The sequence below is a fragment of the Achromobacter sp. genome (genome assembly GCF_057314935.1).
Genome location: NZ_DBHKZA010000006.1, coordinates 37,409 through 50,892, shown reverse-complemented (window position 1 = coordinate 50,892; position 13,484 = coordinate 37,409). Strand labels below are relative to the sequence as shown.

Genomic DNA, 13,484 nt, shown 5'->3' with positions numbered 1-13,484 from the left:
GCGCCAGGCCGGATTCCCCATGCAGGTCCCAGGGCCGCGCTGCTTCGGCGCGGCTCCGGGGACGGTTGCGTCCTGAATTCGTCCTGGATCCGGTTCACCCCCCCGGTATCCGTCCCGTTTCCCGGCGGCGGAGCCACAGATCGCGCACACAAGCGCGGCGACGAGGAGACAGAGATGAAAACGACTTCCCTGAGCGTGGTCTTGGCTGGATTTGCGGTGGCGTGCGCCGTGGCGCCGGCCCATGCCCAAAACAGCTATCCCAGCCAGCCCATCCGCATCATCGTGGGTTATTCCGCAGGCGGCACGACCGACATCCTGGCGCGGGCGCTGGGCGAACAGCTGAGCAAGGAGCTCAAGCAGCCCATCATCATCGAGAACAAGGCCGGGGCGGCGGGCAACATCGCCGCGGCCGCCGTGCAGCAGGCGGCGCCTGACGGGTACACGCTGTTCATGGCGACGGTTTCCAGCCACGGGATCAATCCCGCGGTCTACCGGAAGTCCCTGGGCTATGACCCGGTGGGCGGCTTCACGCCGGTCAGCATGATCGCGTCGATTCCGTTGGTGCTGGTCGCCAATCCCAAGCTGCCGGTCAACTCGGTGGGCGATCTGGTTGAATTGGCGCGCGCAAAGCCGGGCGATCTGAACTATTCGTCCAGCGGCAACGGCTCGCCGGTGCATGTCGCGGGTGCGATGTTCGCTTCGGAAGCGCAGGTGAAGATCCAGCACGTGCCGTACCGTGGCGGCGCGCTGGCCAACTCGTCCGTCATGAGCGGCGAAACGCAGTTCAGTTTCGCGACCTTGCCGGCGGCGTTGCCGCAGGTCAAGGCCGGCAGCCTGCGCGCCCTGGCCGTCACCACGCGGGAGCGTTCGACCGAGCTGCCAGATGTGCCCACCGTCGCCGAAACGACGTCGTTCAAGGGTTACGAGATCAATACGTGGAACGCCTTGATGGCGCCCAAGGGCACGCCGGACGCGGTCGTCGCCGTGCTGAACCAGGCCGTCGCGCGGGCGCTGGCCGTGCCCGCGCTACAGACGCGCTTCAAAGGCGAGGGCGCCACGCCTGGCGCCAGCAGTCCGGCGGAGCTGGGGCAATTCGTCAATACGGAGTTGACGCGGTGGGCGACCGTCATCAAAGAGGTGGATATCCAGATCGAATGACCTCTGGCTTGGCGGGGGGAAGCAGGGCGCCGCCGAGGACTTGGCGTAATATGAGAATCTGTTTCTTTCCCATTTGCGCCCGAATCAATGACCGTAACCACTACCGCCACTCCGCTGCACGCCCTGACCACGCGCCGTTCCGTGAAGTTTTTGCGGGGTCCGGCGCCCAAGCCCGACGAACTCGAACAGATCCTGCAAGCCGCCATGTCGGCGCCCGACCATGGCGCGCTGCGCCCGTGGCGTTTTGTCGTCATCCAGGGCGAGGCCATCGGCAAGCTGGCCGATGTGGCGCTGGAAGCGGTCAAGCGCAGCGGCGACCCGCGCATGACGCCTGAAAAGGAAAAGTCGGTGCGCGAATGGATGGCAGGCGTGCCGCTGTTCGTCGCCGTGGCGCAGAAGATCGCGCACGACAACACCAAGATCCCCGAACACGAGCAACTGCTGGCCACGGGCTGCTCGGTCATGAACATCCTGAACGCCGTGCACATGCTGGGCTACGGCGCATTCTGGAGCACGGGTGTCGGCACCTATGTCGAAGACGTGCAGAACGCGCTGGGCCTGGATGCGCTGGACTACCGCTTCCTGGGCTATCTGGCCATCGGCACGCCCGCATGCGCCGTGCCGCCGGCCAATCGGCCTGACTACCGCGACTTCGTCACGGAGTGGACCGGCCCGGTCTGACGCAAGCCACGCAGCTGCCGGCCCATCTGGAATCGGCCGTGGATTGGATGGCGCACCTGTCTTCAGGCAGCGTGGCCGCCGCCGACCGCGCACGCGGTACGCCACCCTGAGCGACCGCCGGTAAGCGCTGGAAAACCCCTAGTGGGATGCGGGCCCGCATGAACGCTGGCCCGCCTCAACGACCCCGTCCCCTGTGCTAATCTCGTCGACGGCCACGCATATTTATCCCTATGCGCGCGCCGACGATGGCAGCGCTTGAGGTCACACGCCTTTGGCAATGTCTTGGTAGGAAGAAAACGCATGACACGATCAAGCGTGGAGACAATATATGAGCCAATATGGGCCGTTGAAGTTGCACGTCCCCGAGCCCACCGGGCGTCCGGGTTGCAAGACCGACTTTTCCTATCTGCATCTGTCGCCGCCCGGCGAGGTGCCCAAACCCCCCATTGATGTTGCCGCAGTTGACACCGGCGCCTTGGCGTACAGCCTGGTCCGGGTGATCGATGACGACGGCCGCGCGGTGGGCCCGTGGGCGCCCGAGATCAGCAACGATCAACTGCGCGCCGGCATGCGGGCCATGCTGAAGACGCGGATCTTCGACGGGCGCATGCTGACCGCGCAGCGCAAGAAGAAGATCTCGTTCTACATGCAGAGCCTGGGCGAGGAAGCCATCGGCTCCGCCCATGCGCTGGCGCTGGAACAGGGCGACATGTGTTTCCCCACCTACCGCCAGCAAAGCATCCTGCTGTCGCGCGACGTGTCGCTGGTCACCATGATGTGCCAGCTGATGTCGAATGAACGCGACCCGCTCAAGGGGCGCCAGCTGCCGGTGATGTATTCGGACCGGCAGAACGGCTTCTTCACCATCTCCGGCAACCTGGCTACGCAGTTCATCCAGGCCGTGGGCTGGGCGATGGCCTCCGCCATCAAGGGCGACACGCGCATCGCGTCGGCCTGGATCGGCGACGGCGCCACGGCCGAGGCCGACTTCCATACCGCGCTGACGTTCGCGCACGTGTACCGCGCGCCGGTCATCCTGAACGTGGTCAACAACCAGTGGGCCATTTCCACCTTCCAGGCGATCGCCGGCGGCGAAGGCGCGACCTTCGCGGGCCGCGGCGTGGGCTGCGGCATCGCGTCGCTGCGGGTGGACGGCAACGATTTCCTGGCGGTCTATTCCGCCTCGCGCTGGGCCGCCGAGCGCGCCCGCCGCAACCTGGGTCCGACCCTGATCGAATGGGTGACGTACCGTGCCGGTCCGCACTCGACTTCCGACGACCCTTCCAAGTACCGCCCCGGCGACGACTGGGCGCATTTCCCGCTGGGCGACCCGATCGAGCGCTTCAAGAAGCACTTGATCGCGCTGGGCATCTGGTCCGACGCCGAACACGATGCCGTGCGCGCGGAGCTGGATGCCGAGATCGTTGCGGCCCAAAAGGAAGCGGAAAGCTACGGCACGCTGGTGGACGGACACGTTCCCAGCGCGGCCAGCATCTTTGAAGACGTCTACAAAGACATGCCGGAGCATCTGCGCCGGCAGCGCCAGCAGCTCGGAGTCTGATCATGGCAATTGACAACAACGCTGGTCCGGCCTCTGCGCCGATGACCATGATCCAGGCATTGCGCTCCGCGATGGATGTGATGCTGGAGCGCGACAACAATGTGGTGGTGTTCGGGCAGGACGTCGGATATTTCGGCGGCGTGTTCCGGTGCACCGAGGGCTTGCAGACCAAATACGGCAGCTCGCGCGTGTTCGACACGCCGATCTCGGAAGGCGGCATCGTGGGCGTGGCGGTGGGCATGGGCGCTTATGGCCTGCGCCCCGTCTGCGAGATCCAGTTCGCTGACTACTTCTACCCCGCGTCCGACCAGATCGTGTCGGAGGCCGCGCGCCTGCGCTACCGCTCGGTGGGCGAGTTCATCGCCCCGATGACCATCCGCATGCCTTGCGGCGGCGGCATCTATGGCGGGCAGACGCACAGCCAGAGCCCCGAAGCCATGTTTACGCAGGTCTGCGGCCTGCGCACGGTGATGCCGTCCAACCCCTACGACGCCAAGGGCTTGCTGATCGCCTCGATCGAGAACGATGATCCGGTGATTTTCCTGGAGCCCAAGCGTCTCTACAACGGCCCGTTCGATGGCCACCACGACCGTCCGGTGACGCCGTGGACCGGGCGTCCGGGCAGCGTGGTGCCTACGGGCTACTACACCGTGCCGCTGGACACCGCCGCCATCGTGCGGCCGGGCAAGGCGCTGACGGTGCTGACCTACGGCACCACGGTGTATGTGTCGCTGACCGCCGCGGAAGAGACCGGCATCGATGCGGAAGTCATCGACCTGCGCAGCCTGTGGCCGCTGGACCTGGAAACCATCGTGAATTCGGTGAAGAAGACCGGCCGCTGCGTGGTGGTGCACGAAGCGACCCGTACCTGCGGATATGGCGCGGAACTGATTTCGCTGGTGCAAGAACACTGCTTCCATCACCTGGAGGCGCCCGTCGAGCGCGTGACCGGTTGGGATACTCCCTACCCGCATGCGCAGGAGTGGGCGTACTTCCCCGGCCCGCGCCGGGTTGGCGAAGCGTTCAAACGCGCGATGGAGGTTTGAGATGGGGATCCATATCATCAAGATGCCCGACATCGGCGAAGGCATTGCCGAGGTCGAACTGGTGGGCTGGCACGTCAAGGTGGGCGACACCGTCGCCGAGGACCAGCCGCTGGCCGATGTGATGACCGACAAGGCCACGGTGGAGATCCCGTCGCCCGTGGTCGGCAAGGTGGTCGCGCTGGGTGGCGACGTGGGACAGGTCATGGCGGTGGGCGGAGAACTGATCCGCCTGGAAGTCGAAGGCGAAGGCAACGTCCGCGCCGGTTCGGCGGCGCCGCAGAAGACGGCGCCTGCCGCGGGCGAGGCGCCCGCGCCTGCCAAGCCGGACGGCGCCGCGAAGGCGGCTGCAGGCGGCATCGCCGGCCAGATTGCGGCATCCGTGTCGCAGCCGGCAAGCCCGGCGCCGGCCAAGCCGCAGGCGGCGCCGCGTCCGGCCGCGGCCGCCGCGCCTGTCGTGGCGCGCCAGGCCGGCGACAAGCCGTTGGCGTCGCCTGCCGTGCGCAAGCGCGCGTGGGACTTGGGGCTTGAGCTGCGCTATGTGCAGGGCAGCGGCCCGGCCGGCCGGGTCATGCACGAAGACCTGGACGCCTATCTGCACTCGCAAGGCTCGGGCAGCGCCGCGCGCAGCGGCTCGGCCTATGTGCAACGCAATGACGAAGAAGCCGTGCCCGTCATCGGGCTGCGCAGGAAGATCGCGCAGAAAATGGCGGAGTCCAAGCGCCGCATCCCGCACTTCAGCTACGTCGAGGAGATCGACGTGACCGAGCTGGAGGACCTGCGCGTCCAGCTCAACCTGAAGTGGGGCGAATCGCGCGGCAAGCTGACATTGCTGCCGCTCTTGGCGCGCGCCATGGTCGTGGCGTTGCGGGACTTCCCGCAGATCAATGCGCGCTATGACGACGAAGGCGGCGTGGTGACGCGCTACGGCGCCGTGCACATCGGCATCGCCACGCAAAGCGAGGGCGGGCTGATGGTGCCGGTGTTGCGCCACGCCGAGGCGCGCGACCTCTGGTCCATGGCGGCCGAGATCGGCCGGCTGGCGCAGGCGGTGCGCAGCGGCACGGCCGGGCGCGACGAGTTGTCGGGTTCGACCATCACCATCACCAGCCTGGGGCCCCTGGGCGGCATCGTCACGACGCCGGTGATCAACCATCCCGAGGTCGGCATCGTGGGGGTGAACCGCATCGTCGAACGGCCCGCTTTCCGCAATGGCGCCGTGGTGGCGCGCAAGCTGATGAACCTGTCGTCGTCGTTTGACCACCGGGTGGTGGACGGCATGGACGCGGCGCGTTTCATCCAGGCGGTGCGCGCGCTGCTGGAACAACCCGCGCTGCTTTTCGTGGAGTAAGCATGAGCCAGATCACAAAGACAACGACCTTGCTGGTGATCGGCGGCGGCCCCGGCGGCTACGTGGCCGCCATCCGCGCCGGCCAATTGGGCGTGCCGACCATCCTGGTCGAAGGCGGCCAGTTGGGCGGCACCTGCCTGAACATCGGCTGCATCCCGTCCAAGGCGCTGATCCACGCGGCCGAGGAATTCGACAAGGCGCGCCACTACGCGGACAAGTCGCCACTGGGCATTTCGGTACAGGCGCCGGCCATCGACGTCGCGCAGACCGTGGCGTGGAAAGACGGCATCGTCGGCAAGCTGACGGGCGGCGTGGCCGCGTTGCTGAAGAAGAACGGCGTGGAAGTGGTGCAGGGCTGGGCCAGCCTGCTGGACGGCAAGACCGCCGAAGTGGCCACCGCCGACGGCGGCAGCTTGCGCATCCAGTGCGAACACCTGCTGCTGGCGGCCGGCTCCGAGCCGACGCCGCTGGTATCCATGCCGTTCGGCGGCATCGTGGTGTCGTCCACCGAAGCGCTGTCGCCCGCCAGCATCCCCAAGCAATTGGTGGTGGTCGGCGGCGGCTACATCGGCCTGGAGCTCGGCACCGTGTACCGCAAGCTGGGCGCCGAGGTGGCGGTGGTGGAAGCGCAAGACCGCATCCTGCCGACTTACGATGCGGAACTGACCAAGCCCGTGGCCGCCGCGCTGGCGAAGATGGGCGTGGCGCTGCATGTGAACCGCAAGGTGCTGGGCCTGAATGGCGCGGGCGACGCGGTGCGGGTGCAGGATGCTTCAGGCGCCGAAACGCAACTGCCGGCCGACCGGGTGCTGATCGCCGTGGGGCGCCGTCCGCGCACGCAAGGCTGGGGGCTGGAAAGCCTGCAGCTGGACCGCAAGGGCAATGCGTTGCGCATCGACGACCAGTGCCGCACGTCCATGCGCGACGTCTGGGCCATTGGCGATATCGCCGGCGAACCCATGCTGGCGCACCGCGCCATGGCGCAGGGCGAAATGGTGGCCGAACTGGTGGCGGGCAAGCGCCGCCATTTCCAGCCGGCGTCGATTCCCGCCGTGTGCTTCACCGATCCCGAGGTCGTGGTGGCGGGCCTGTCGCCCGCCGATGCCGAAAGCGCAGGGCTGGATTGCCTGACGGCATCGTTCCCGTTCGCCGCCAACGGCCGCGCCATGACGCTGGAGTCCACCGACGGCTTCGTCCGTGTGGTGGCCCGCCGCGACAACCACCTCATCGTGGGGTGGCAGGCGGTGGGGCGCGGGGTGTCGGAACTGTCGACCGCATTCGGCCAGTCGCTGGAAATGGGCGCCACCCTGGAAGACGTGGCGGGCACCATCCATGCCCATCCGACCTTGGGTGAAGCGGTGCAGGAAGCTGCGCTCAAGGCGCTGGGCCACGCGCTGCATATCTGACGCCACGCCCGCTTCGGGCCGTACCGAACCGCCGCGCTCCGGGTTTGCCGGGGCGCGGCTTTTTTTTCAGGCAGGGCGGGCGTCAGGCATTCGGCACGCCGCTACTTGCTGCCGTCGATGTAGGGCCGCGACTGCAGGATCAGGATCTTGTCGCCTTGCACGGCCCATTCGATGTCCTGGTCCACGTTGCCCAGCCGCACCTTGATCTGATTGCCGACCGCAGCCAGCCTGGCGACCAGCGCGTCGTTCAGCACCTGGCGCGAGCCTTCGATGGGCACCTCGCGCACGCCGCCGGCGGCATCCGCCACCAGTTGCGTGTCTTCGGCCGACCGGCTCAACACCTGCACCGCCTTGGACCAGCTGGAATACATCAGCTGTTCAGCCTGGCGCTTGCCTTCCACCACCTTGATGCCCAGGCCGCGCTTGGCCGAAATGTACGTCACAAAGCGGCGCGAGGCGTCGAACGGATCACGCGTGATCATCACGCCTGAACTGTCCGAGGCCGCGGCCTGCTGCACCAGCACGGCCATGACTACGCCGTCCTGCCCGATGCCGGCCGCGCGCCGGGCCTCGTAGGCCTCGAAGTTGTAGATGGATGCCCACACCGTCAGCACGGCTTTGGGCAGCGCGTCGGCTTGCGTCACGTTGGGGACGGTGGTGTAGAGCCCCGCGCCGCTGAAACCCGGCAGGTCTTCTGAATTCGACGAACTGCGTACGAAGACGCCGCGGCCTTGCAGTTGCTGTTGCCAGCGTTCGCGCCAGGCGGCAGCAAGCGCCGGGTCGGGCTGGGCCTGGACGATGTCCTGGCGCAGCGCGGCGAGCTCGCTGCGGCGGACATTGGCGTCGCTGGCGAAGTCTGGCCGCTTCTCCAGCGCGGCGATGCGTTCCGGCACGTGCAACTGCTGCATGAATGCCGCGTATTGCGCAAAGGGGATGCAGAAGCCGTCGGGCACGCTGGCCAAGGGCGCCAGGGCGGATTTCAGCGCGCCCAGGTTGGCGGCCTTGACGCCGCAATGGCGGCTGTCGCGGGTGGCCATGCCGGCAAGCGGCTTGAGCGCCTTGACGGTCAGGTCGGGCTTGGGCAGCGGCAAGCCGGCAGCCTTGGGAGGGGGCGTCGCGGGCGCGTCGGGCTTGGCCACGGGCCGCACCTGATAGCCATTGCTGGAGACGTCCAGTTCCACCCACTGGCCGTCGTACTGGCGCAGCGCGGCCACCCCGTCGCGCACGTAGGCGTTCGGGATGCGCCAGCCCTTGGCCAGCAGGTTCACGTGCGACAGCAGCGTGGAGGGCCGTTGCGTGACCAATCCGGCGACGGGCGGCAGCGCGACCGGCACTTCGTCCAGCACCAGGATGTCGGTGGGCGCCAGATCGTGGGTGTCGTCCACCGAGGCCACGATGCGCAAGCGGCCTTGGGCGTGCCCGGTATTCAGCGGCAGGAAGGTCTGTTCCCGAAGCAAGGCCTCCTGGGTGACGAAGTCCAGGCCTGCGCGCTGCGCGGTCTGTTCGTGCATCGTGGAGTTGGCCTTGAAGCGCAGGGGCGCGTAGAAGGTCGCGCGCAGCCGATCGCCGGTCAGGGCCAGCAGTTCCGGCGTCAGCCGGTCGCCTTCCCAGAATTCATAGGTGTAGCCCGGCAGGTCGCGTTGCCAGCTCAGGGTGCCGAACAGCAGGCGGCGTTGCGGGTCTTTGTACTGGGCGATCAGCGTGGCCTTGTCCGTGCTGGGCAGCAGCCGGCGTTCGCGCGCGAAAGTCTCGTGCAGCGTGTAGCGCGGCGTGTCGATGTAATAGATGCGGTCGGCGTGCTTGCGGTCGATCACGAACAGCACATGGGGGATTTCAAGCGGCGTGCCGGGGTTGTACACGCGGGCCAACTGCTGGAATTCCGCCTGGGTACGGATCTGGCTCAGGAACGCGGGGCCGCCGCGCTTGGCGTCTTCGGCTTTGCGCGCTTCGATCTCGTCCGGCCGCAAGGGCCGGGAGTTTTCATAGGGGGAGGGCTTGCGGGCGGTTTGCGCCTGGGCGGCGGAACCGATCCCGACGGCGGCCAATCCCAGTGCGGTGAAGATGATCAGGCTGGGCCGGCGCAGCGGGCCAAGACGACGTGATGCAAGCGATAGGTGCATGAAAAGGCGGGTGGGACGCAGGGAGTTGCGATGATATCGGAGCACCTGCGCGGCGCCGTAGGCGGAGGTGTCCGGATGTATCCAGTCATTTGCTCAACCGTCATCCCGCAGGATAAATACCCAGTTTCAGTGATACGCGGGCAGGCGCGATTGCCGTGTAATCCAGGTTCGGCTTTAAGTCGCGCCGGCGACATGAGAACCCGATCGTCAAACACGCCCGACAGACCGGGTTCTTGTAGGGCCTTTGTGCAGGGACAGCAAATGCTGTCCCTGTTTTTTTTGGATTTTGCCGCTCGGCGCGGTCGCGGCGCCCAATGCAACAAGGCCCCCAAAAGGGGGCCTTGCCTTGCTACCCGCGCGGGCCGGAATCAGCCTTCGGCGGTTTCCGCCAGAATCCGCTTGGCTTCTTCAGCCACGCGCTCGGGCGCCGTGCCGCCGATGTGCTTGCGGGCGGCGACCGAGCCTTCCAGCGTCAGCACCTGGTGGACGTCGTCGCCGATCTGGGCGTGATACGCCTTCAGTTCGTCGGTGGACAGGTCGGCCAGGTCGCAGCCGCGCTGTTCGCAGTCGCGCACGGCGTGGGCCACCACTTCATGGGCGTCGCGGAACGGCACGCCGCGCTTGACCAGGTAATCGGCCAGGTCGGTGGCGGTGGCGAAGCCCTGCAGGGCGGCGGCGCGCATGTTGTCCGCCTTCACCTTGATTCCGGCAGCCATGTCGGCAAAGATCGTCAGCGTGTCGCGCACGGTGTCCACGGTGTCGAACAGGCCTTCCTTGTCTTCCTGGTTGTCCTTGTTGTAGGCCAGGGGCTGGCCTTTCATCAGGGTCAACAGGGCGACCAGGTTGCCGTTCACGCGACCGGTCTTGCCGCGGGCCAGTTCGGGCACGTCGGGGTTCTTCTTTTGCGGCATGATCGAGCTGCCGGTGCAGAAGCGGTCGGCCAGATCGATGAAGCCCACGCGCGGGCTCATCCAGAGCACCAGCTCTTCGGACAGGCGCGACACGTGCGTCATGATGAGCGCGCCGGCGGCGCAGAATTCGATGGCGAAGTCGCGGTCGGACACGGCGTCCAGCGAGTTGCGGCACACGCCGTCAAAGCCCAGCGTCTTGGCGACGCGTTCGCGGTCGATGGGGAAGGACGTGCCGGCCAGCGCGGCCGCGCCGAGCGGCAGGCGGTTCACGCGGCGGCGGCAGTCGGCCAGGCGCTCGGCGTCGCGGCCGAACATTTCAGCGTAGGCCAGCAGGTGGTGGCCGAACGTGACGGGCTGGGCGACTTGCAGGTGGGTGAAGCCGGGCATGATGGTGCCGGCGTTGTCCAGGGCGACCGCGGCCAGCGCATGGCGCAATTGGCGCAGCAGGTCTTGCAGGTTGTCGATTTCGTCGCGCAGCCACAGGCGGATGTCGGTGGCGACCTGGTCGTTGCGGGAACGGCCGGTGTGCAGGCGCTTGCCCGCATCGCCCACCAGTTCCACCAGGCGCTTTTCGATGTTCAGGTGGACGTCTTCCAGATCCAGCAGCCATTGGAAGCTGCCGGCGTCGATTTCAGACAGGATCTGGGTCATGCCGCGCTGGATGTCGGCCAGGTCCTGGGCGCCGATGATGCCTTGGGCGGCCAGCATGTCCGCATGCGCGAGCGAGCCCTGGATGTCGTGGCGCGCCAGGCGCTTGTCGAAATCCACGGACGCCGTGTAGCGTTTGACGAGTTCGGAAACCGGTTCCGAGAACCGGGCGGACCAGGCCTGCGCCTTATTGGCGAACTGGTTTTGATCGGAGGAGGGAGTGTTTGCCATGATGGGCGGAATTATAGGGCCTGCCGCCGGGACGGCGCACGCGGTGGGCTTGCCGGCCCCCGATCGGGCCATGGCGGCACCTTGGCCGGGCGCGACTTGTTGGATAATCCCCCGTTAGTTTCAAGAACTTAGAACGAGAACACGAGATATGCCCCTGGAATGGGAAGAACTGGTTACCCAACTTGATACCCACATGCCGCGCGAGGCCTGGGCGCAGACGCTGGTCGGCATCGGGGTGCTGATCCTGACGGCGCTGTTCGTCCAGTGGGTCGTCGCCCGGGTGGTGCTGTTGCTGGCGCACCGCGTGCTGGTGCTGAGCGGGCGCGGGGACTGGGACCAGGCCTTGCAGCGCCGCCGCGCCTATCAGAACCTCTGGTATGCGGTGCCGTTCGCCGTGGTGTCGCTGGGCATCGGACTGGTGCCGCACGTGGAGAAAGCGGTGACCATCGTGGGCCGCCTGGCGCACGCGGGCGCGTGGATCTGCGTATTCATCGCGTTCTCGGGGGTGTTGAGCGCCTGGCAGGACACGTATTCGGCCACGACGCGGGCGCAAACCCGGTCGATCAAGGGCTATATCCAGATCAGCAAGCTGATCCTGATGGCGGTCTGCACCGTTTTGGTGCTTTCCATCCTGATCGACCGTTCGCCGCTGTGGATGATCTCGGGCCTGGGTGCGTTGTCGGCGGTGTTGCTGCTGGTGTTCAAGGACACGCTGCTGTCGCTGGTAGCCAGCACCCAGTTGACCAGCAACGACATGCTGCGCATCGGCGACTGGATCGAAATGCCGCAGTCCAACGCGGACGGTTTCGTCAAGGACATCGCCCTGCATACCGTCAAGGTGCAGAACTGGGACAACACCGTCACCACGGTGCCGACCTACAAGCTCTTCTCGGAAAGCTATCGCAACTATCGCCACATGTTCGAGTCCGGCGGCCGGCGCATCAAGCGCACGCTGCGCATCGACGCCTCCAGCGTGCGCTTCCTGACCGACGACGAAGCGCAGCGCCTGATGCGGTTCCGCTTGCTGCACGATTACCTGCAAGCCAAGACCCAGGACATCGCGCAGGCCAACCAGACCATGGGCGAACTGGCCAGCGTGCCGGCCAACCGGCGGCGCCTGACCAACATCGGCACCTTCCGGGCCTACGGCCTGGCGTTCCTGAAGCAGAACAAGGAAGTCCGCCAGGACATGGCGATGATGGTCCGCATGATGGAGCCCACTGCCGACGGCATCCCGGTCGAGGTCTATTGCTTTACCGCAGTGACGGCCTGGGTGGAGTACGAGCGGATCCAGGGCGACATCTTCGACCATCTGCTGGCCATCCTGCCTGAACTGGGCCTGCGCCTGTACCAGCAGCCGTCCGGCGCCGACATCGGCGCGATGGGCACCCATCTGCGCGAAGGCGCCATCCAGGCAGCCTTGGCGGCCGAGCGTGACCGGCAGGCGCTGGCCCCGCCCATGGACGGGATGGCGGCCGAGCGCGGCATGACCGACGGCAAGATGCCCCGCTAGGCGGCGGCGCTGCGGGGCGGCGTGAGATAATCCGGCGGTTGGAACTTAGTCTTCATTGACCCAGGCGATCACCCCGATGTCGAACCCGTTCTTCAACCTGTATTCCCACGGCTTCGCCCGGGTGGCAGTCGGCGTGCCCGAATGCCGGGTCGCCGACCCGGCGTTCAACGCCGCGCAGACCATCGAGCTGGCGCAGCAGGCCGCCCAGGGCGGCGCCGTGCTGGTCGCGTTTCCCGAGCTGGGCCTGTCGGCCTATACCTGCGACGACCTTTTCCACCAGAAGGCCTTGCTGGACGAATGCGAGGCGGCGCTGGCCCAGGTGGTGCAAGCCACGGCCGAGCTGGATATCGCCGTCATCGTCGGCGCGCCGCTGCGCGTGTCGCATCAACTGTTCAATTGCGCGGTCGTGGCCGCGGGCGGGCGCGTGCTGGGCGTGGTGCCCAAGAGCTACCTGCCCAACTACGGTGAATTCTACGAAGCCCGCCAGTTCAGCGCCGCCGATTGCGCCGCCGCGACCGAGATCCGGCTGCTGGGCGAAACGGTGCCGTTCGGGCCCGAACTGCTGTTCCAGATGGAAAAGCTGCCGCTGTTCCAGTTCCACGTCGAAATCTGCGAAGACGTCTGGGTGCCCATTCCGCCGTCCTCGTTCGCGGCGCTGGCCGGGGCGACGGTGCTGGTGAACCTGTCTGCCTCGAACATCGTCGTGGGCAAATCGGAGTACCGCCATCAACTGGTGGGGCAGCAGTCGGCCCGCTGCCTGTCGGCCTATATGTACACGTCGGCGGGGCGCGGTGAATCGTCCACCGACCTGGCCTGGGACGGCCAGGCGCTGATCTACGAAAACGGCGAGCTGCTGGGCGA

At 66.8% G+C, this 13,484-nt stretch carries 10 protein-coding genes; 8 read left to right on the top strand and 2 right to left on the bottom strand.

Annotation, left to right across the window (positions count from 1 at the left end):
- The first annotated feature begins 174 nt into the window (after positions 1-174).
- The 6 genes from ACO6D5_RS03660 to lpdA all read left to right on the top strand — a co-directional run bounded on the left by ACO6D5_RS03660 (position 175) and on the right by lpdA (position 7,200).
- Complete coding sequence (locus ACO6D5_RS03660; RefSeq protein ID WP_485824620.1) at positions 175-1,158, top strand: Bug family tripartite tricarboxylate transporter substrate binding protein; 984 nt, start codon at positions 175-177, stop codon at positions 1,156-1,158.
- Positions 1,159-1,245: 87 nt separating this feature from the next.
- Positions 1,246-1,839 (top strand): nitroreductase family protein, encoded by a 594-nt coding sequence (locus ACO6D5_RS03655; RefSeq protein WP_315845396.1) that lies wholly within the window; start codon positions 1,246-1,248, stop codon positions 1,837-1,839.
- 328 nt (positions 1,840-2,167) lie between these two features.
- Entirely contained in the window at positions 2,168-3,400 is a 1,233-nt protein-coding gene (locus ACO6D5_RS03650; RefSeq protein ID WP_315845395.1) for a thiamine pyrophosphate-dependent enzyme, read from the top strand.
- A gap of 2 nt (positions 3,401-3,402) precedes the next feature.
- On the top strand, positions 3,403-4,446 hold the full coding sequence (locus tag ACO6D5_RS03645) for an alpha-ketoacid dehydrogenase subunit beta (RefSeq protein ID WP_006227340.1): 1,044 nt from the start codon (positions 3,403-3,405) through the stop codon (positions 4,444-4,446).
- 1 nt (position 4,447) lies between these two features.
- A complete protein-coding gene (locus ACO6D5_RS03640; protein WP_485824619.1) occupies positions 4,448-5,794 on the top strand; it encodes a dihydrolipoamide acetyltransferase family protein in 1,347 nt (448 codons plus the stop codon).
- 2 nt (positions 5,795-5,796) lie between these two features.
- Positions 5,797-7,200 (top strand): dihydrolipoyl dehydrogenase, encoded by a 1,404-nt coding sequence (gene lpdA / locus ACO6D5_RS03635; RefSeq protein ID WP_485824618.1) that lies wholly within the window; start codon positions 5,797-5,799, stop codon positions 7,198-7,200.
- A 101-nt stretch (positions 7,201-7,301) separates the two neighbouring features.
- Here lpdA and ACO6D5_RS03630 read toward each other — a convergent pair whose 3' ends face one another.
- Entirely contained in the window at positions 7,302-9,320 is a 2,019-nt protein-coding gene (locus ACO6D5_RS03630; protein ID WP_485824617.1) for a PEP/pyruvate-binding domain-containing protein, read from the bottom strand.
- Between the two features lie 368 nt (positions 9,321-9,688).
- Positions 9,689-11,110 (bottom strand): argininosuccinate lyase, encoded by a 1,422-nt coding sequence (gene argH / locus ACO6D5_RS03625; protein ID WP_105560116.1) that lies wholly within the window; start codon positions 11,108-11,110, stop codon positions 9,689-9,691.
- A gap of 148 nt (positions 11,111-11,258) precedes the next feature.
- Here argH and ACO6D5_RS03620 point away from each other — a divergent pair, with 148 nt between their 5' ends.
- Both ACO6D5_RS03620 and ACO6D5_RS03615 read left to right on the top strand, forming a co-directional pair.
- Entirely contained in the window at positions 11,259-12,623 is a 1,365-nt protein-coding gene (locus ACO6D5_RS03620) for a mechanosensitive ion channel family protein (RefSeq protein WP_315845996.1), read from the top strand.
- A gap of 76 nt (positions 12,624-12,699) precedes the next feature.
- Positions 12,700-13,484, top strand: a 785-nt coding sequence (locus ACO6D5_RS03615) for a nitrilase-related carbon-nitrogen hydrolase (protein ID WP_485824616.1), incomplete at its 3' end; no start/stop codon positions are given.